Raw genomic sequence first — 20532 nt, forward strand, 5'->3', positions numbered from 1 at the left:
ATAGTTGCTGAGCAATCATCATGGTTTTTTGCGTTGCCATATTCAAATGTTTGCTGGCTTCCTGCTGCAAGGTACTGGTGGTGAAGGGAGCCACAGGCTTTTTCTGACGCACGCCAGTTTTCACGTCTGTCACCAAAAAATCTTGCCCATCCACGCCTTTTACAACTTCATCTGTGATTTCACCATTGGGCAGTTCCATCTTTGTATCGTCTTTTCCATAAAACTTTGCATCCAGATGCTTCGCATTTTTATCTGAGAGTTTTGCTGTCAGCGACCAATATTCTGTGGGAATAAAAGCCAAAATTTCCTCTTCTCTGTCACAAATAATACGCAACGCCACTGATTGTACACGTCCGCCGGAAAGGCCTTTTTTCACTTTTTGCCATAGCAAATCGCTGATTGTGTAACCCACCACACGATCAAGTACACGTCTTGCTTGTTGGGCATTCACCAAATCCATATCAATTTCTCTGGCTTCTGTAATGGAGCGCTTTACAGCCGTTTTGGTTATTTCGTTAAAGGTAATGCGGCTGATGTCCTTATCTTCTGCTAAATTTAGTGCATGAACCAAATGCCAGCTGATAGCCTCTCCTTCACGGTCAGGGTCAGTTGCCAGGAACACTTTATCAGCACTTTTCGCATCTCTGCGAAGCTTGCTTAATAAATCTCCTTTCCCCCGAATTGTAATGTATTTTGGTTCAAAATCATTTTCTACATCTATACCTAATTGGCTTTTGGGCAAATCTCGAATATGCCCCATGGATGCCTCTATTTTATAACTGCTGCCAAGAAACTTGCCAATTGTGGTGGCCTTCGCAGGGGACCCTACAATAACCAGAAATTTTTTTGATGCTTTTGTCCCCTTACCGTTGGACTTTGTTGTTTTATTCTTTTTTTCAACGCTTTCTTTTGTCATACTTCACCTCAAATTAACCTTCCCTGATATATCCCGCTTGAGGAATTTTTCGAACATATCCCGAAATTTCCAACAAGGAAAGTATATACTGCACTTCCTGTATATTTTTATGCAGTTTCCTGCAAATGGTTTCTGCCAAAACAGGCTCTTTATCAAGAATCTGATCATAAATTTCTTTTTCTTCCGCCGATAGCTTCCCTGCTAATTGCTTAGAAAAAATTTGCTTTTCATATTCTTTATAAGTAATCCCCAATTCAAACAAAATATCATTACTTTCTGTTACAACAGGACAACCCTGTTTGATTAAATTATTTGTCCCTTCGCTCAAAGCACTGGTGATGTTTCCGGGGACAACAAAAACTTCTCTTCCGCTTTCCAATGCAATATCTGCTGTAATCAGCGTACCGCTTTTTTTCCCTGCCTCTACTACCACCACAATTTTTGACAAACCACTGATGATTCGATTTCGATTGGGAAAATGATGAGGCGCAGGCTCAGTGCCTGGCGGATACTCGGAAATTACACAGCCATTTTTTGCAATGTTTTCCATTAGCTCTCGATTCTCCGCTGGGTAACAGATGTCTACTCCGCATCCCAAAACTGCGATGGTTTGCCCGCCGCCGTCCAATACGCCCTTATGTGCCATAGCATCAATACCTTTGGCAGGCAGTGTGCCTTTTACATAAATACCAATGGGTGGATTGTATATCTCTTTCAATAGGCTGGGATATAATGGATGCAAGAAAGAATAAAATTGAATTTCTTTTCTTTCCAATTCTTCAATCCAAAAATTTAATTTTTCCTCATCCCTTCCAAAGAGAATTGCATCTATGGTTTTTTCAGGAATTCCTTTCACATTGATGAGCTGCATACGGTGGGCATTCCAAACTGCTTCCGCACTTTGAAAATAATCCAAAAGCAAATGAATACGTTTGATTCCAACCCCTTCCATTCTTGAAAGCCACATCAAATAGTATTCTTCCATGCAAGCACACCTCCGTACATCGAGTTACGCCCTTAACTATATAACCATTTTTTTAAAAATTCAATAAGAAAATGTATAATCGACAGAAATTTCAGTAATTATGGCTATTTATTGGTAGTAAATTACTGGAATCATTGCAAATTTTAGTAATTATTGATATGATAATTTCATCTACTATGAGAAATGAGGCGTTAACATGCTTTCTATGATTAAAAGTTCCGCTTTGCAAGGAATTGACAGCTACCCAGTTTCCGTAGAGGTTGATTTAAGCAGCGGATTACCATCCTTTGATATTGTGGGCCTGCCCGATTCAGCAGTAAAAGAATCCAGAGAACGGGTGCGAACAGCAGTAAAAAATTCGGGATTCTCTTTTCCTGTCAAACATATTACGGTAAACCTAGCTCCTGCGGATACACGCAAAGAAGGAGCTTCCTTCGATTTGCCCATTGCATTGGGCATTCTTTGTGCCTGTGGCGCATTGGAAAGCGAAGCCGCCACCGACTATTTTGTAACGGGAGAACTTTCTCTGGATGGTTCAGTAAGACCTGTGAATGGGGTGTTACCCATGGTTTATGGCGCAAAACAAAACGGAATGAAAAAATGCTTTGTTCCCGAGGAAAACATGGAGGAAGCCGCTCTAATTGATGGCATTTGCGTTTATCCCGTACATAGCTTAAAACAAATAGTAGCCCATTTAACCGGTAAGGATAAAATACCACCTTACTCCGTGGATTTAAAAGAGTTGTTTCGCCAAAAAAAAGAATCTGACATCTTAGATTTTGCCCATGTAAAGGGACAGGAAAATGCAAAACGAGCTATGGAAATTGCAGCAGCAGGTGGACATAACTTTCTAATGATTGGGCCACCCGGTTCAGGCAAAACCATGCTTGCCAAACGTCTCCCCACGATCTTGCCTGACTTGACCTTTGAGGAAAGCATTGAAATTACTAAAATATATAGTATAGCAGGTCTTTTGAGAAACAAAAGTTCATTAATTCGTACCCGTCCCTTCCGTTCCCCTCACCATACCATCTCCGCATCTGCTTTAACTGGTGGTGGACGAATTCCTAGGCCGGGAGAAATTTCCCTTTCCCATCATGGGGTGCTGTTTCTAGATGAATTGCCGGAATTTCAGAGAGCCGCATTGGAAATTATGCGTCAACCCCTTGAGGATGGACAAGTTACCATTGCCCGTGTAAATGGAACACTGACATTCCCCTCAGATTTTATGCTGGTTGCAGCCATGAATCCTTGTCCATGCGGATATTTGGGTGATGGAAACAAATGCCACTGTTCTATGAACGAAATCATACGGTATCGAAGCAAAATCAGCGGCCCTCTTTTGGATCGCATTGATATTATGGTAGAAATGCCGGGGGTTTCTTATGAGGATTTAGAAATTGTAGAACAAAGTGAATCTTCCTCTAACATAAAGAAAAGAGTGCTGACGGCACATCAAATTCAGCTGGAACGTTATAAAAAGGACGGTATTTATTTTAATGCCCAGCTTAGTGCGGCGCAAATAGAAAAATACTGTGCTCTGGGGACAAAAGAGAAAGAAATGCTGAAACAAGCCTTTGAGCGCTTAGACTTAAGCGCAAGAGCATATCACAAAATATTAAAAGTTGCCAGAACCGTAGCCGACTTAGCAGGCAGTGAAGAAATTGCCCTGCCACACTTGGCGGAGGTTTTGCAATACCGTTCGTTGGACAGAAAATATCTGCTTTAATCTATAAGGAGTTCAAAATGGGACAATGGAAAAATCAAATGTCGGAAAGCTTTCGAATTGGCGCCTTATTGGCCTTCGCTGGTGGGTTTTTCGATTCATATACTTATATTGCAAGAGGTGGGGTGTTTGCAAATGCGCAAACAGGAAATATGATTTTATTGGCAAATCGGTTGGTGCAAGGACAGTTTGTACATGCCCTGTACTATTTAATCCCTATAAGTGCTTTTGTTTGCGGTATATTCCTTGACGAATATATTAAACAAAGATTTTATCAAACTCATAAGCTACACTGGAGGCAAATTGTGCTTTTCATCGAAAATGTTGTACTCTTAATTGTTGCGTTTCTTCCTCTTGGAAAGGGAAATGTTTTAGCCAACGTACTTATTTCCTTCATTTGCGCAATGCAAGCACATAGCTTCCGCACATTACACGGTTTACCCTATGCAACAACCATGTGTACAGGAAATCTGCGAAGTGGAACCAACCAGTTGGTACACCTTGTATTTCATAAAAACAGTGATGCAGGAAAAAATGCGTTTCTCTATTTCGCCATCATTTTTGTTTTTATTACAGGTGCCGGCACAGGAGCAATAATAACGCCAATCATAGGCGCTAAATCAGTTCTTTTTTGCTGTATCCTTTTAGGCTTGGCATTTGTAATGCTTTCATTAGAAAGAAAAAGTTTAGAATAGCATGAATTAAAAAAAGATAGGGCCATTCTATGGTATCCCCTATCTTTTTTTATCACTTATATAAGGTTTTTAAGGCAATAATAAGTAAACTTTCATCCTTTAATTAAATTAAAGGGATTATTCAAACACGATAAAACCGCTTATCCCCTGATAGCAGAACAGGCCTCTTTTAGACAGTAAAATCATTTACAGATAGCTAATTTTTATTCTCCGTATTATCGTCATTATTGATTCGCTGCATGTCTTCAGAGAAGAGCTTGAATTTCCCTACAAGTTCTTTCAATGTTTCGGCTTGTCCACTTAATTCCTCTGATGTTGCGGCACTTTCTTCTGCCGTTGCAGAATTAGTTTGTACAACACTTGCAATCTGTTCAACAGCGAAGGTAACCTGATCTGCGCCTTGGGCTTGTTCATTAGAGGCTCCAGCAATGCGCTCAATCAATTTAGTAACCGCAGAAGTCCCTTCCACAACCACTTCCATGGCCTTCTCTGTTTTAGCTGCTATTACCGTTCCATCCTCTACTGCGTTGACAGTCTCTTCTATTAAAGTGGCAGTATTTTTTGCCGCTTCTGCTGATTTCCCAGCAAGATTACGAACCTCATCTGCGACAACTGCAAAGCCCTTTCCTGCTTCTCCTGCACGAGCTGCTTCAATAGCCGCATTTAATGCAAGAATATTTGTCTGGAAAGCAATGGCATCAATGATTTTTATGATTTCATTAATTTCATTTGATTTGGCATTGATTACCTTAATTGCCGTAACCATCTCTTTTAATTGCTCATTGCAATCTTCAACCTGATGTTCTGTTTTCGCTACCACTATCTTAGCATTTTCTGCATCTTCCGCATTTTGCTTCGTATGTTCAGAAATTATTGTAATTGTAGCAGAAAGCTCCTCAATGGAAGAAGCCTGCTCCGCTGCTCCTTGAGACAATGCCTGTGCCCCAGAAGCCACTTGATCAGATCCAAAGGAAACCTGTTCGGAGGCTTGATTAATTTCCGATAAAGTATTGCTGAGTTGGATTTTTATCCCTCTCATAGCAAGCAAAATTTCTCTGTAATCGCCCACATATTTATCCTCACATTGGGAGCCCACTTGGAAATCACCATCTGCCATTAGTCCAAGGAGATAACCAACATCCTGGATAATTGTCTTTAAATTCAATGCCGTCGTTTGAAATGTCTCAGCCAATTTACCAATTTCATCTTCAGAATTTGCTTCCAAATCAATATCAAAACAACCTAATGAAATATTTTCCGCCGCTTCCACTACATAATCAATTGGCTTTAACATCTTTTTCAGAAGTACCATAATAACAAGGATAATTGCAAACAGCGCCAGTACTGACAAAACCAGCATAATTGCCGTAAGTCGAAATACATCTTTATTTAAATCCTTCGTCTCCACAGATGTTTGTGCCCACCAAGTTTGCTGACCACATTCAATGGGATAAAAATATCTTGCGTATTCCTTGGTTTTCCCGTCCAAACCAATATATGGGGCGTCCATCTGAAAGGGTTCCCCCTTTGCAAACCCTGCCATTATTTTCTCATATACCTCAGCAGAGTTTCTTTCCTTCATGTCTGTTCCAGGCAACTCATCAGAGGTACTATCATAAACATAGACGCCATCCTGCGTCAATATATTGGCAAACATGGTGGGATACTTTTCGTTGACTGATTCAATTTTTGAAAAATTAGAAACAATGACATCAATATTGATATTTCCCTTTACTTCATTGTTATAAAGAATGGGATAACAAAGGGAACAGAGTTGTTTTCCTTCATATATAATAGGGTCAGTTATGTATTGTTGCTTTGTTTCCTTTGCAACACGATAATACTCTTCATTGGAATAGCTTTCATAATTTCCTTCCGATGTAACCACCTGATTCTGTGCATTCTCAGTATTAACATAAATTGCATAATCACGAATGCTAGGATCAAAAGCATATGGCTCAAAATAAATTCCCATTCCGGAGATATCCTGATTATTTTTTACCATAGGCCAAGCTGTATTTGCAAAAAAACTCTCTTTTGCAAAGTTCTTTTCCTGCAATGCAACGTTGTAAACAATGCTAGGCTTTGTAGGCACCTCAGCATCTGGATCTGGTGTATGCTTACTTTCTTTTTGGTATTGATCTTCGAAGTAGAATTGCAAATTTTTCGCAGTGGTATTTGCATCATCCATCATTGCTTGAACAATAAGTCCGTTTTGTGCTGCTAGTCCAGAAAATTCCTCGTTCGCTGTGGTTCTTAAGGCTTTATTGGCTTGAAAAACCGAGGTTGAGACCAATAAAGCAAGAAATACAATTAATGTGCCCCCAATATAAATTGCAATTTTTTTCGCCAGTTTCATCCTTCTTAACATTTTAGAACCCCCATTCCAAAAATAACAGGCACCTAATATTCAGCGCCCCAAAGTTGCTAGCATTCTTTTTAATCTACTTCTTATCTCTTGAATACCTTTCCCATATATTGAATAGTTCTGGCCATCTTCTTCAAAGAATTTTCAATACCACGCCCCTAAGCTTTTAGAATTTTTTTAAGCTTGAATTAGTCCTGCTAATTATTCATAATACAACTCTACCTCACCTCGCCTATTTGTTAAATACTTAGCAGTTTGGGAGTTTTGTAATCATGTAAAAACAGTCATACCTATCCCTTCCGAGAAAAGTTCGAAAACGAGTCGAATATTCTCGAAGTTTGTTAAATTATATATTATAGTATATACCTTTGTATGAATTATTTCAATATTTTCACAGTTAAATTATTCTATTTTTTGTATATAATGTTATATTTTTATAAAAAAAGATAAAAAAACACATAAAATATGAATGGAAGGAAGCTTTATTCTTTACTTCAAACCTCATATAATATGTGCCATAGCTCTGTCATTTTCCCTTAACAAACAGAGAATCATTTGCCACAAAAATTTGTATTAACATTGTGAAATATTATGTTATTATGTTTATGTTTTCTACCTATTTTCTTCAATTTTTTCTTTGTAATAGTATTATGTCTTTTAATTGTTCCTTTTTCCTATATTTTTCATATAAATGTGAAACAATATGCCATTGCTCCAATACCATTCTTCCAATTTCAAAATCATACATGACACCTAAATTCTTTTCAATTTCATTATAACAAAAATCGTAGGAATGAGCCTTTCGATAACTTCTATCTGATAACATAGCATCTATGGAATCGCAAACCGCAATGATTTTTGCTCCAAAAGGTATTTCATTGCCAAAAAGTCCTTCGGGATACCCTTTCCCATCCACTCGTTCGTGATGATATAAAACCATATCCTTTAGTTCATTCAAATGATGTGATTTGCTTAATATCTCAGCACCGATTTGGGGATGCCTTTTCATGCATTCCCATTCTTCATCTGTAAGTTTTCCCTCCTTATTTAATACAATGTCAGGAACACCTACTTTTCCGATATCATGAAGGTGGGCGGCGATATGTATTTTTTCTGCCTCTTTACTGCTTAATCCTAAAATTTTGCATACTTCTAAAGATAAATCGCTCACTCGTTGAGAATGTCCAGCTGTGTATGCATCCTTTGCATCCAAAGCACTGGTTATACATTCAATGATTTCATGATAATCTATTCCATTTCTATAAAAAGAATTTTTTTTTTTCATATTCACCCCGCCGTTCTATATAAAATTGAATACTTAAATTCAATAAGTAAAGGTTCTTGTAATAGTATTTAAGACCTTGCAGCAACCCTTTCCACAAATTTAAGTAAGAGTTCCCCGCCCATTATTATTTATCCAGTAAAGGTACAAATAAATGTCTAAATAGCAGTAAAAAGTCGTCGCTTTTTAGGAGAAAACATCTATCTATTTCATTGACTTGATTACGTAATCTCAAATCGAATACCTCAAAGGCTCTTTTAAGTAATTAGTTTATACTAACTTCCATGACATTGTCAATGTTTAGATTAATTTTTCTCAAAAAATCTAATTCTGCATTTCTATTTGCATTTGAAGATCTTAAGCTAAAAGGCCCCTTAAGCTAAAAGAAAAATAACAAATATCGTAAAGAATATTAAATTTACATGTAGACATAAAATGTATCAATCCCACTAAAGTTAAGAAATCCTATCAATACATACTCATTTTCAATTTCCCATAAACTTCACCAGCACATCCCTTCCCTCTATGCATGCATTTTTAAAGTTTTTTGCTAATATAATGTAAGAATACCAAAGGGAGGACGACGGTTATGTCATATCAATCATGCCATTTTAATGATGCCCAAAAATCTGTGTTAAAATATACGCCACAAAATCATCATCTTTTAGCTGAAAACTATATTTCCTTGCTAAAAAACCATACGAATACAATCGTTTACCTTACTTTAAAGAATAATTTAAATTACTGGTATTTCATAAAATCTTGTGACGACGATCAACTTACTGGCTTTGTAAAGCTTAATGAAAAGTGGGTTTATAAAATTATTCGTCTTTCTAACATCCTCGAATTCTGCTAAGCCAAGGAGTGAAATTTATGTCTAATGAACAAAGGAACATTCCCGCCTCTAAGAAAAACGATATATTTATGTCTGAACTGTCAAATGATGAATTTGAATTTCCTGAATTCATAGAAGCGGCCTCTGAAAAGATAGAGGTAATTGCAAAATTTAATGGCGATATCGTAAGGGTCGCACAATCTTTGGATGCAGAAGCGGAAATTATATACGAAAACTACGCAATCATCACAATTGCAAAAGACAAGATTAAAAGATTATCCTCCTATCCACAAGTAGAACACCTTGAGTTACCTAAAAACTTGTATTATGAATTAAGCAGCAGCCTTACAAGCAGCTGCATCCCTTCTGTGCAAAGAGTAGATGGATTCAATTTAAGCGGACGAGGCGTTATTGTGGCAATCATCGACTCTGGAATTGATTATATGCATCCGGATTTTCGAAACAGTGATGGCACCAGCAGAATTCTGTTTATTTGGGATCAAACGCAAACAGGAACGCCGCCAGTTGGATTTTCCAGTGGTGCGGAGTACAATAATCAGCAAATTAATAATGCCATCCTCTCTGAAACTCCATATCAAGTTGTTCCCAGCAGGGATACCAATGGGCATGGCACTGCTGTAGCAGGCATTGCCGCAGGAAATGGAAGGGCCAGCAATGGTACAAATCGTGGCGTTGCCTTTGAAGCGGATATTATTGCAGTAAAGGTTGGTTACCGAGGATACGAATCATTTGCAAGGTCTACAGAACTAATGAGAGCGCTGAAATATGTCATTGATAAGGCAAAACGCTTTGGCAAGCCTATCTGCATAAATATGAGTTTTGGTATGAACAACGGCTCCCATAGGGGGGATTCTTTGTTCGAAACTTTTATTACAGCGATATCATCAAATTGGAAAACGTCTATCGTTATTCCCACAGGTAATGAGGGTGCCGCTGGGCATCATTATCACGGTAAGATTCAGACCGATGAGATACAGGAAATCAATTTTTTCAGAGGACCCGGATTGGAAACATCTTATCTATCCCTATGGAAAAACTTTGCTGACAGCTTTGCTGTGGAACTCATTTTTCCAGATGGAAGCTCCTCCGGAGTAATCAATATTGAAAATCAGGCGAAAACAGTACGAAGGCCCGGTTTGGTTCTAAATATTTTTTATGGCCAGCCTTCTCATTACTCCTTAGAGCAAGAAGTTTTTTTCAATATCACAGCAACCCAAGGACCGCTACCTCAAGGAATTGTCAAGCTAAGATTAATTGCCAGAAACATTGTTGATGGAAATTACGATATATGGCTTCCCACAATTGAGGAGGTGGGTGAAGAGACTTTTTTTTCTGACCCATCCATATATAATACCATCACCATACCTGCAACCGCCGAAAAAGTAGTCCGTGTTGCAGGTTATAATGCGCGGGTGGGCAATATTGCGCTATTTTCAGGAAGAGGTGATCTTGATGACACTAACTCTTATCCCGACATTGCCGCCCCATCTATTGATATAATATCAACAAAATCCGGCGGTGGTTATGATTCCTTCACCGGAACCAGTGTTGCTGCACCCTTTGTTACCGGTTCAGCGGCCCTTATGATGCAATGGGGAATCATAAACAACAACGACCCCTATCTATATGGTCAACGAATTAGGGCATTCCTTCGTATTGGTGCAGAAAGAAAAGCGGGTATCATTTATCCAAATGCATCCTTTGGGTATGGTACCCTTTGCTTATACAATACAATGAACTATTTGGTTGAATATCAGTTAGGTGAACAATTCTGGTTAAATCTTACTTAGGAGGTGATTGTATTTGGCTGCAAATTTAGAGAATATCGATTTACCATTGTCAGAATTTGTGAAATTGCCCACAACAGTAGATTTCAGTATTATAAATACAGACCGTTTTAAGGTATATGTTAAAGATAAGCCTTTTATAAAGCTGGGGACTGAGATGGCGAATGAGCTGATTATTGTTTATACTCATAAAGATAATTTGCCCATTCTATTTGAAGATTTAGGAAATGACTTTAACGAATTTTTCCCTAAAATTATGTCTCCTTTAGATAGTAGAAGTAACGAAGACAGTGGAATCACCCAAATTCAGAACCAGCCTTTTCTAAGTCTTTCTGGAAGAAATGTGGTCATTGGTTTTGTTGATACTGGTATTGATTATACAAAAGATGCATTTCGCTTTGAAGATGGCTCCTCCAAAATACTCTATCTTTGGGATCAAACTATTGACGGAAACAGGCCCGACTATCTTTATTTTGGTTCGGTTTATACGCAGGAGGATATTAACCGCGCTTTGAATTCCGATGATCCACATTCTATCGTTCCTTCTATTGATGAGGATGGACATGGGACCTTTTTGGCATCTGTTGCTGCCAGTAATGAAAGAGGCGAGTACATTGGTGCCGCACCAAAAGCATATATTATGGCGGTTAAGCTCAAGCGGGCTAACGAATTTTATATTGAGCGATTTCTTTTGCCCAAGGATAATCCAAATCTTTACGAATCGACGGACTTTGTTTTGGGGCTAAAGTATATCTTTGACCGCGTTGAGGAACTTAATCTTCCTGTGGTTCAATGTATCGCAATGGGATCCAATAGCAGCTCACATGATGGAAATTCACTTTTAGAGGACTATATTACATTCGTTTCTCAGAGAGCCGGTTATTGCTTAGTAACAGCAGCTGGAAATGAGAGTAACGCAAGACACCATTCACAAGGAAAGCTACCAAGAACGGGAACTACGGAAACCATCAGCGTGAAAGTGGGAAGGCAAGGTGAGTCCTTCTCCCTATCCATATATGGGCCGGCATATGACAAAATGTCTGCCAGCATTACTTCTCCCACAGGAGAGGTTATTGCAAGGCTTCCTTTTAAAGTTGGATTAAAATATAGCGAGAAACTTGTATTCGAGGCCAGTACAGTTTCCGTTCAATATTATAGGAGTCATAGTAATCTAATATGGATTGGATTTAAAGATGCAACTCAAGGTATCTGGGATATCACCCTTTTCGGAGATGCTATTGTGAGTGGTGAGTATTTTGCATGGCTACCCATTACGGGTCAAGTGAGCGAATATGTGGAATTATTAAAACCCGTTCCCGAGTATACCATTGTTTATCCGGCGACTGCAATAGGTTCCTTAACTTGTGGGGCATACAACAGCAATGATAATAGCCTTTTTGTCTCCTCATCTTGGGGGCCAACAAGATTGCCTCGCATGGCGCCAGATATTGTCGCCCCCGGTGTTAACGTAAATGGAATTTATCCCACGGGAGTGGGCACCAAATCAGGTACTTCTGTGGCTGCAGCAATAACTGCCGGAGCAGCCGCCTTGTTATTTGAATGGGGATTGATTCAAGGGAATCTTCCTTCCATGGATGGAGACCTAGTTCGTACTTTCTTTATTAGTGGTGCCACCCGGGAGGAAAACATGCTCTATCCAAATACAAAATGGGGTTACGGAAGACTTAACTTATATGGTAGTTTTGCCGTTATAAGGGAATCTATCATCAACTACTATGTATTATAATTTTTTCTAAAGGAGGTTGTATATGGCAAACGGTAGGCTTTTTTTACGTGAAAATTATTTAGGCGGAACTGGTTTACTTAGAATCAATACCTTTCTAACAAATATCGCCAGACCTGCGGCAGGTGCAACGGTGACCGTAACGGATCCCTATGATAATACGGTGATAGAAGAGGCGGTCACCAACGCTTGGGGCGAAATTCCACCAATACCATTAAGCGCACCCCCCATTGAGTATTCCATGGCATATGACATGCCACGTCCATTTAATCAGTATAACGTGAGAGTTGTGTTAGAGGACTACGAAGAAGCAGTGATTAATAATGTACAAATTTTCCCGGAAACCACTGCGGTTCAAGAGGTAAAACTAACGCCAAGTTTTTCAGATATCAATATCCCCTATCCTGTGTTGTATGGAGATTATCCGCCGAAAATCCCGGAATCTGAAATCAAAAAACTTCCATTCCCTAGTAATCAAGTGGTACTTCCCCAACCGGTTGTACCAAGTATTATTGTTGTGCATGACGGCAGACCGGATGATTCCTCTGCGGCCAACTACACGGTTGCCTTTAAAGACTACATCAAAAATGTGGCCAGCAGTGAGATTTATGCTACATGGCCGGTGGAATCCATTAAGGCAAATGTTCATGTTATCTTGTCTTTTACACTAAACAGAGTCTATACAGAATGGTATCGGAACAAGGGCTACGATTTTACTATAACCAACTCTACAGCCTTTGACCAAGCCTTTACTTTTGGACGAAATATTTTTCAAGAAGTTTCTGATGTGGTGGACGAAATTTTTGCCACCTATATTGCAAAACCCGATATCAGACAGCCGTTATTTACTCAATATAGCGATGGAAAAAGAGTTGTGCGAGAAGGATGGCTTAGTCAATGGGGTTCAAAAAACTTGGGAGATCAAGGATTAAATGCTTTGCAGATTTTAAGAAATTATTATGGAAGCAATGTTTTCATTAAAGAGGCGGAAAAGGTTGAAGGAATACCCATATCCTTCCCAGGCAGTACCCTGGTAATTGGCTCAACGGGAGATAGTGTGAGAACAATTCAGCAGCAGCTAAATGCCATATCCAAAAACTATCCTCTCATACCCAAATTGATTGAGGACGGTTATTACGGCGATACCACTGCTGAGTCTGTACGGGTATTTCAGCAAATTTTCAATCTGGACCAAACCGGAACAGTAAACTATCCCACATGGTATAAAATTTCTGATGTTTATGTGGCAATTCAAAAGCTTGCCTAAAAAAGATTACCAAAACAAGCACAGATATATGATCCATCTAAAATAAAGAGGCCCGATGAAAGAATTTATTGATTCACATAAAATCCTTCCATCGGGTTTCTTGTCATAAAGCAAAAAAATTAATTGTGCGGGTTCATAAACATGATTCGCTATAGCACTATGAATGCATAAAAAAAGACCGAAAGATTAGAAAAGGGATTATTCTTGCATTTGATTCAAACTAAATGACCACAATGGAATTTCCCCTCTCCATTTTGGCTAATTTTTTTGTGTGGGCAATTACCTTGGATAATTTACTTAAATCAGAGAATTTTTCTTTACGATTTGTAACAACCGCGATGGAAATGGTTGCCAGAGAAAAAGTATCAACAAAACCATTTCGATTTCTGGAAAAGATAAACCCATTATCTGCATCTTCTTGTGTGTAAAGGGATTTGGTTCTGGTGGAAAATAAATCTATAATATTTTCACAGAAAGCCTCCGAACGATGACGATCTGATATGATTACAAAATCATCACCGCCTATGTGTCCCACAAATTCTCCTTGTTCTGCACACTCCTTTAAAATATTTCCTAAGTAGATAATCATTTGGTCACCCATACTAAATCCATAGGCATCGTTATATGGCTTAAAATTATCGATGTCTATATAGATAAAGGAAAAAGGCCTTGAATCCATCATTTTACTTGTAATTCTTTTTTGTATTTCTGTATTTCCCGGTAGTCCTGTAAGGGGATTGGAGCATTTTGCTCTGTTAACCTGAATGCTGATTGCAGAATTCAGTAAATCTTTTATTGTAACAATACCAAAATAGCGACTATTTTCAGTAACGACAATTGCATCATATACTTGAGAAAATGCTCTGGACATTGCAAGCTCAGCTACCTTTTCTATAGATGTTTTTTTATCTACCTCCAAAAATTCGTGATTCGTTAAGTTTTTTGCTTTCACTCTTTTGCTTAGGTTATAGCCAAATTGCCCACTAAATTTCTCAAAAATAAAACTACGGGTCAACATTCCCCGTATTTGATTGTTTTCATCTAATACACACACTTCGGTAATCTTTGGATCATTCTTCATGGATAAAAAAATATCAAATATATTGTCGTTTTCCAGAACACAATTCTTTTTTGTGGCCAGTACCCCTATTTCCCCAAGTACACCTATGGTATTTTTTTCATAGTTCGCATTCGCGATGTAAATTTGTTTCTCCTTGGAAATTTCCTGAAAACCCTTTTCAGGTCTGGCCAAAAAGTAGCCCTGTCCATAATCTATGTTCAAATCAATGAGGGTTTTTAGTTCCTCCTCAGTCTCTATTCCTTCTGCAATGGTTGCAATTCCTGATTCCTTACAGAACTTTACAATGGCAGCAACTGCTGATTTTTTTACCGAATCGGAATCAATATTACGAATGAGCTGCATATCAATTTTAAGAAAGTTAGGCGAAACTACACAAACTCGATTCATCCCCGAGTAACCTGACCCAAAATCATCAATGGCAATTTTAAATTGCTGTGATTGATAGTGGTTGACAGCGGCAGTGAAGGTGTCCATGTGGCTTATGGCGCTTTTTTCCGTAATTTCAAAGATAATATCATCGGGGCGCAATCCATATTGAATTAGTTTTTCCCATGTAAAGCCGGCAAAAACCTCAGGATCATGAATTACATTCGGATCTACATTAATAAATAATTTTGCATGATATGGCTTATGGATGGCATTTTCAAGAGCTTTTGAGCGACAAAGCCGCTCAAGTTCCCAAAGCTTAAATTGGCGTGATGCCAGTTGAAAAAGCTCTTCTATGTTTAGTTCACATTCCATCAACCCAATTCTACTAAGGGCTTCATAGCCAAGAATATTGCCGTTATCAAGGGATACAATAGGCTGGTACACCGTATGAATAGCCCCGATTGAAAGTATCTTGAATAAATCGTCATTCAATTTGTTTACATTCAACGTTGGCTCCCCCTTATTTTTTCTTCTCCCAAATTCCAAAGTAAAATATCTTTTTAATTTTATGTCAACCGATTTCAGTATCACCACTACAATCCTCCTGGCGTGCAAACTGCAGCATTTGTTTTTTCAAAATATGAACCTGTCGATATCCCTCTTCGCTTCCGTTAGCAAAGAGTTTTGCTGTCTCCGTGTTCATCCGTGTAATTTGTTGAATTTTCTCTGCCTCTGCAGAAATGCTTTCTATCTCACCTTGTTCCTCTAGCATAGCATCTGAAACCAAGGCAATCATTTCTGCAATTTCATCAGTACGCTGCACAACCGCATCTAAAGACTGGGATGTATTTATGACAATAGATCCACAATTATCGGTTAATTGCAAGGAATTATCAATTAACTCTGTAGTTTCCTTGGCTGCTTCGGCAACCTTCTTAGCCAAAAGCCTTACTTCCCCCGCTACAACGGAGAACCCCCTACCCGATTCACCTGCTCTTGCTGCTTCAATTGCGGCATTAAGGGCTAAAATATCAGTTTGAAATGCAATTTCGTTGATTGTTCGTATGATTCGTTTAATCTTATCCGTATGTTCCGTGACATCCTGAATGGCTTTTGTTGTTTCCTTCATATACTGCCGTGTAACACTCACTTTTTCATTCATTTCCATGGCGGCCAAATTCATATTCTGAATCTTTTGCCCACTTAGATTTATACCGTCAGATATGGAATTAAGTGTCGTTGAAAGTTGGGTAATGGAAGTATCCTGCCTTATGGCATGGTCAGATAAATTTTGTGCACCGTCAAAAACTTCCTTCACATGGTTCTCTACCTTTAATGTGGCGGCATTCACATTATTTAGTGCATGATTAATATATGCCTGCATATTTTCTGCCGCTGTCAGCAAACTTTGATAATCTCCAACGTAATATTCTCTGTTAGTGGTTTGATAGACCATATTGCCTTTTGCCATTTCATCTAACAAACATGCAACATCCGAAATAAGAATCTGCAAGGTTTGTACCATTTTCTCAGATGAACAAATTACCTCATCCAGTTCATCGCCTGATAAGTGCCCTTTTTCCAGAACGGCTAGTTCTCCTTTTTCTATAGAATCTGCAATATAAAGAATTTTACGTGTAGCTTTGCGTAATGTTTTCTCCAGGGTCCCCGCCGCAAATACCAAAATAGCCGCAGATATACCCATGACAAAGATCAGTAGCAACGTCATATGATTTCGCTGCTGTGCTGTTTTTTCTAAAGCTATATTTGAAGCTTCTTCTGCCTTTGCAGAAACCGAGTCCAAAATCAAATATAAATCATTTACGGTTTTTTCATAATCACCATTTATTACGGCGAAAGCCTTATCGGTTTGTCCCGCAAAAGCAAAAGACATAACCTTCATTTCTTGCGCTAAGAAGTTGTTAAGTGAAGTATTTAATTCTCGCATTAATTGTTCTTCATGAAAACTTTTTTTCAAAACATTTATATCCGATACTGTCTTTTGCACTGCAAGCTCCACATCCTGATTGCTTTGTGAGTGACCATTACCAAAAACAGCGGATAGAATTCCTCGATCAAGCATTGCCACATCATTGCGAATCTGCATTTGTTGAATGCTGTTTTTATACTCAATATTATAAAATGAGCGCATCCTATCCTCTGCTGATTTTAGGGCTCCAAAAACAATGGAAATCGTCAAGATATTCATTCCAATTGCTATAATACTGACAAGACGCAATTTTTGACTTATTTTTAACTTTCCTTTCATTGTAAATTTAAATTGAGAGGATCTCTTTTTCAACCCATGAAAGAACTTCAAATTTTCCAATAGATTCTTTTGTATTTTCAGATAATACTGCGTGATAAAATCAAATTTTTTTTTCATATTCTTTTCTCCATGATGTAGCTCAGACACTAATAATTGCATAACTTTACCATAATTATAACAATGGCAAATTTTTTCTACTATCAAAGAGGGGTAAATACTCCGTTAAATTTATGTTAATGGGATTTCATTTCAAACAAAGAGGATTGTGACAGAACAATTATTTTACGCATGGCATTGTAATTAAATGGATAACATATGAGTTTCCTAATTGGATATGGGAATTTATAAATAAAAAAAGGCTAAGTCCAAAGGCCCTTTTCAGTTGACCAAGACTTAACCTATCTATTTAAAGGTGTTCACTGATTCTTTTCAAAAAATCTGTATAACTACGTCATTTATTATTTGGTGTTTTTGCAACTCCAATTTTTTCTCCCATTTTCACCATGGTTTCAATACCTAAGGCAGTGTTTTTCAATATATCTTGATCAATGTTTATTGCTCCTTTTTCTGCACAAACAATAATTGTTGATCCGCCAAATTCAAATTTGCCTTTTTCTTCACCACGTGCAAAAGTACCTTCAGCATGATGATTTACAATCTTTCCTACAAACAATGCTCCAACTTCCATAATAAGCAAATTCCCAAAGTTTTTACTTTTCAGTATTGTAAATTCTCTGGTATTTTCTTTATAAATCTTCAATTTATCATTTGCAACTGGGTTTACCGTGTGCAATACACCTGGTATATGATAATTCTTGGACTTATAACCATCATCAATATAGCAATATCTGTGATAATCATCTACCGTTAAACGAAAGACCAATAAAGTACCACCTTCATATCTTTTGGCTAAATTCCTACTTCTTACCAAGCTTCTCATGGTATAAGAAGTATTTTTGATTTTGAAATGACTGGAGTCATCGATGGTATACACACTTAATTTACCATCGCTGGGGGCAATAAAATGCTCAGGTAAAAAATCGATTTTTCGTTTCTCTTTTTTTATCTCTCTGGTGAAAAAATCATTGTAGGATTTAAATGCACACCTTTTATATTCCGTCATATCAATCTTATTTAAAGCAATAAATGGTGGAATCAGCATTTTTGAAATCCTGAGACTAAGGAAACGGCCCATTAAAATTGAATATTTCGGTTTTACAAATTCTCGAAGGAGAAGCATTCCTAATCTGCTTCCATATAAAAAGGAAAGAATACCATCTTGCCCTCCATTTTTCTCAATGATGTTTCCATTTCGGTCAGCATATTTCATCTAACCCCTCCTCGCACTTATTTGTTTTCCTCTAGCGTCTGAATCAATGGTCTTTCACGTTCTGTGCTATGTTTTATGCGATACTCAGAAAAGAGCATATTTGTTACAACCGCACATGCAACAATCAGAACCAAAACAGTGAGTTGCTTGTTCGTTGGCTTCTTAAACTTAAAATCAATAATAAACAAAATGCCCACCAAAAGAAGGGTGCCCATAAGTACATATTCAATCATCCCTGTGGGCAATAAAAAGTTTAGAAGAAAAACCAAAGGCAAAATAACTGCAATTGAAGTAACCGGCAGGCCGTGATAGTACTTATTTCCGCCTCCTTCTGCTTGTTGTCTTCCTGTCTCCAGTACATTGAAAAAGCCCAATCGAATTACAGCCGCAATACAATAAAATGTAATAATAAGTCCGCCAAAAATCCCTTTTACCCCAAGCACATAACCAATCATCGCTGGAAATATTCCAAAACAGACAACATCGCTTAAAGAATCAATTTGTATCCCAAACATTTTTTCATCATCAGTACGATTTTTTTTCGTCCGGGCTATTTTCCCATCAAACATGTCACAAAGACCTGATAACGCCAGACAAAAAATAGCTGTTCTGAATCTGCCATCAATCACTTGTGTCATACCAAATACAGTGCTTGCTAAACCAATATATGTAGCTATGACTGTATAATCATAAAAACCAATCATCTTATATCTTCCCTTCTGTTTAAAGCCATTCTAAAATATGCAATAGCGGTTAATAAAGCACTTAGGAATAATTCAGTATAATAACTAAGTCCTCTGCTTACCACCATAGCCGGTAACGTAATATGTCCAAAGATTGGTGTAAAAATCAATAAAAATAGTTTTTCACTGATTCCAACGCCTCCCGGAAACGGCAACATATCTACCGCAACCGATATTACACCTTGTAAAATAATAATTGTTAAAAAGCCAGTTCCATGCAGATCAAATGATTTATACACTAAATAAGTAACATAAAACAGAAACAAGCGTTGCGCAACCGATATCAGAAAAACATTCCATACAACAACTTTATTTTTTTTGAAGTAGGAAGCGGCATCTTTATATTTTTCAATTGCCGTATGCACTCTGATTTTTAATTTATCCGTTTTCTTAATTAGTCTGAACTTGCCAAGGAATCCTATAATATTGTTTAATATGTATTTTGCTAAAGTTGTATCGAAAATCATAAAAATCATAAACCCAACTACCACAATATTAAGAGTTAACCCTAGATAAAAAATCCCTGTGATAGGAGCGATGCTATGTAGAATTTGATGTGGCCTAATGATTAAAACACCCACACCTAAAGCGATTAATACCATTTTGTAGGTGATCGTCACAATCATAAGTACTAATGTAGATATTTCTACAGGAATATTATCTTTTCTCATAAAATAAACTTGGGCAGGTTGACCCCCACTGGCCGAGGGCGTAATACAACTAAAGAAAAAGCCTATAAATGAGTAAAGAAAACAATGTGTAAGCTTAATCTTTTGCCGAATATTTCTCATAAGGTAAAATATAATGACTGATTCACATCCAATAAAGATAATAACGCAAACAATTGCACATATCCAGTAAAACATGTTTGCATTACTAATCTGTTCTAAAATTTTTTCCATGTCTTTACCATGAAAAACATAGTACGCCATTCCAATAAAAAGGATTCCCAAAAACAAAAAGTTTCCTATTATTTTTCTTTTGCTCATAATTTAGTCTCTTTCTCATAACCATGGCCCATGTATATCACGGTATCCCCGATTAATGTTTATTTATTTTATCCTATGTTACTTATAGCTATGTTAGGCTTTTGGAATGTAATGACGATATGTAG

Annotated in this window: 14 protein-coding genes; 5 read left to right on the plus strand and 9 right to left on the minus strand. The window is 37.7% G+C overall.

The window, feature by feature from the left end; all coding sequences use genetic code 11:
- On the minus strand, nucleotides 1–916 hold a 916-nt coding region (locus RTK36_RS08400), incomplete at its 3' end, for a type IA DNA topoisomerase (protein ID WP_312046157.1).
- Between the two features lie 13 nt (nucleotides 917–929).
- Nucleotides 930–1901, minus strand: coding sequence for a DNA-processing protein DprA (locus RTK36_RS08405; protein WP_312046159.1), 972 nt, complete (start codon nucleotides 1899–1901; stop codon nucleotides 930–932).
- A gap of 196 nt (nucleotides 1902–2097) precedes the next feature.
- Here RTK36_RS08405 and RTK36_RS08410 point away from each other — a divergent pair, with 196 nt between their 5' ends.
- Both RTK36_RS08410 and RTK36_RS08415 read left to right on the plus strand, forming a co-directional pair.
- The gene (locus RTK36_RS08410) at nucleotides 2098–3630 is read left to right on the plus strand and encodes a YifB family Mg chelatase-like AAA ATPase (RefSeq protein WP_312046162.1); all 1533 of its coding nucleotides are present in this window, start codon (nucleotides 2098–2100) and stop codon (nucleotides 3628–3630) included.
- A gap of 17 nt (nucleotides 3631–3647) precedes the next feature.
- The gene (locus tag RTK36_RS08415) at nucleotides 3648–4322 is read left to right on the plus strand and encodes a YoaK family protein (RefSeq protein ID WP_312046164.1); all 675 of its coding nucleotides are present in this window, start codon (nucleotides 3648–3650) and stop codon (nucleotides 4320–4322) included.
- A gap of 196 nt (nucleotides 4323–4518) precedes the next feature.
- On the opposite strand, the gene RTK36_RS08420 is transcribed toward RTK36_RS08415, so the two are convergent.
- Entirely contained in the window at nucleotides 4519–6693 is a 2175-nt protein-coding gene (locus tag RTK36_RS08420; protein ID WP_312046166.1) for a methyl-accepting chemotaxis protein, read from the minus strand.
- Between the two features lie 622 nt (nucleotides 6694–7315).
- Nucleotides 7316–7975, minus strand: coding sequence for an HD-GYP domain-containing protein (locus tag RTK36_RS08425; RefSeq protein ID WP_312046168.1), 660 nt, complete (start codon nucleotides 7973–7975; stop codon nucleotides 7316–7318).
- Between the two features lie 870 nt (nucleotides 7976–8845).
- Here RTK36_RS08425 and RTK36_RS08430 point away from each other — a divergent pair.
- The 3 genes from RTK36_RS08430 to RTK36_RS08440 are packed head-to-tail and all read left to right on the plus strand — an operon-like array spanning nucleotide 8846 to nucleotide 13626.
- Entirely contained in the window at nucleotides 8846–10618 is a 1773-nt protein-coding gene (locus RTK36_RS08430) for a S8 family peptidase (RefSeq protein WP_312046170.1), read from the plus strand.
- Between the two features lie 13 nt (nucleotides 10619–10631).
- Complete coding sequence (locus RTK36_RS08435) at nucleotides 10632–12362, plus strand: S8 family peptidase (RefSeq protein ID WP_312046172.1); 1731 nt, start codon at nucleotides 10632–10634, stop codon at nucleotides 12360–12362.
- 22 nt (nucleotides 12363–12384) lie between these two features.
- Nucleotides 12385–13626, plus strand: coding sequence for a peptidoglycan-binding protein (locus RTK36_RS08440; RefSeq protein ID WP_312046174.1), 1242 nt, complete (start codon nucleotides 12385–12387; stop codon nucleotides 13624–13626).
- A gap of 220 nt (nucleotides 13627–13846) precedes the next feature.
- On the opposite strand, the gene RTK36_RS08445 is transcribed toward RTK36_RS08440, so the two are convergent.
- The 5 genes from RTK36_RS08445 to RTK36_RS08465 all read right to left on the minus strand — a co-directional run bounded on the left by RTK36_RS08445 (nucleotide 13847) and on the right by RTK36_RS08465 (nucleotide 20407).
- Nucleotides 13847–15667 (minus strand): GGDEF domain-containing protein, encoded by a 1821-nt coding sequence (locus RTK36_RS08445; protein ID WP_312046176.1) that lies wholly within the window; start codon nucleotides 15665–15667, stop codon nucleotides 13847–13849.
- On the minus strand, nucleotides 15648–17462 hold the full coding sequence (locus RTK36_RS08450; protein WP_312046178.1) for a methyl-accepting chemotaxis protein: 1815 nt from the start codon (nucleotides 17460–17462) through the stop codon (nucleotides 15648–15650). The genes RTK36_RS08445 and RTK36_RS08450 overlap by 20 nt, the downstream gene beginning before the upstream one ends.
- Nucleotides 17463–17796: 334 nt before the next feature.
- Nucleotides 17797–18675 (minus strand): phosphatidylserine decarboxylase, encoded by an 879-nt coding sequence (locus RTK36_RS08455; protein ID WP_312046180.1) that lies wholly within the window; start codon nucleotides 18673–18675, stop codon nucleotides 17797–17799.
- A 17-nt stretch (nucleotides 18676–18692) separates the two neighbouring features.
- Nucleotides 18693–19379, minus strand: a complete 687-nt coding sequence (locus RTK36_RS08460) for a CDP-alcohol phosphatidyltransferase family protein (RefSeq protein ID WP_312046182.1) — start codon at nucleotides 19377–19379, stop codon at nucleotides 18693–18695.
- Nucleotides 19376–20407, minus strand: a complete 1032-nt coding sequence (locus tag RTK36_RS08465; protein ID WP_312046184.1) for a lysylphosphatidylglycerol synthase transmembrane domain-containing protein — start codon at nucleotides 20405–20407, stop codon at nucleotides 19376–19378. Before RTK36_RS08465 ends, RTK36_RS08460 begins: the two co-directional genes overlap by 4 nt.
- Nucleotides 20408–20532 lie beyond the last annotated feature (125 nt).

The organism is Anaerotignum sp., from assembly GCF_031981185.1.
In the GTDB taxonomy this organism is placed as follows: Bacteria; Bacillota; Clostridia; order Lachnospirales; family Anaerotignaceae; genus Chakrabartyella.

Excerpts from the sequence above, each read along its gene's own strand:
- RTK36_RS08450 (WP_312046178.1), bottom strand. The coding sequence starts at position 17,462 with ATGAAAAAAAAATTTGATTTTATCACGCAGTATTATCTGAAAATACAA.
- RTK36_RS08455 (WP_312046180.1), bottom strand. The coding sequence starts at position 18,675 with ATGAAATATGCTGACCGAAATGGAAACATCATTGAGAAAAATGGAGGG.
- RTK36_RS08460 (WP_312046182.1), bottom strand. The coding sequence starts at position 19,379 with ATGATTGGTTTTTATGATTATACAGTCATAGCTACATATATTGGTTTA.
- RTK36_RS08440 (WP_312046174.1), top strand. The coding sequence starts at position 12,385 with ATGGCAAACGGTAGGCTTTTTTTACGTGAAAATTATTTAGGCGGAACT.
- RTK36_RS08415 (WP_312046164.1), top strand. The coding sequence starts at position 3,648 with ATGGGACAATGGAAAAATCAAATGTCGGAAAGCTTTCGAATTGGCGCC.
- RTK36_RS08465 (WP_312046184.1), bottom strand. The coding sequence starts at position 20,407 with ATGAGCAAAAGAAAAATAATAGGAAACTTTTTGTTTTTGGGAATCCTT.
- RTK36_RS08410 (WP_312046162.1), top strand. The coding sequence starts at position 2,098 with ATGCTTTCTATGATTAAAAGTTCCGCTTTGCAAGGAATTGACAGCTAC.
- RTK36_RS08430 (WP_312046170.1), top strand. The coding sequence starts at position 8,846 with ATGTCTAATGAACAAAGGAACATTCCCGCCTCTAAGAAAAACGATATA.
- RTK36_RS08405 (WP_312046159.1), bottom strand. The coding sequence starts at position 1,901 with ATGGAAGAATACTATTTGATGTGGCTTTCAAGAATGGAAGGGGTTGGA.
- RTK36_RS08420 (WP_312046166.1), bottom strand. The coding sequence starts at position 6,693 with ATGTTAAGAAGGATGAAACTGGCGAAAAAAATTGCAATTTATATTGGG.
- RTK36_RS08425 (WP_312046168.1), bottom strand. The coding sequence starts at position 7,975 with ATGAAAAAAAAAAATTCTTTTTATAGAAATGGAATAGATTATCATGAA.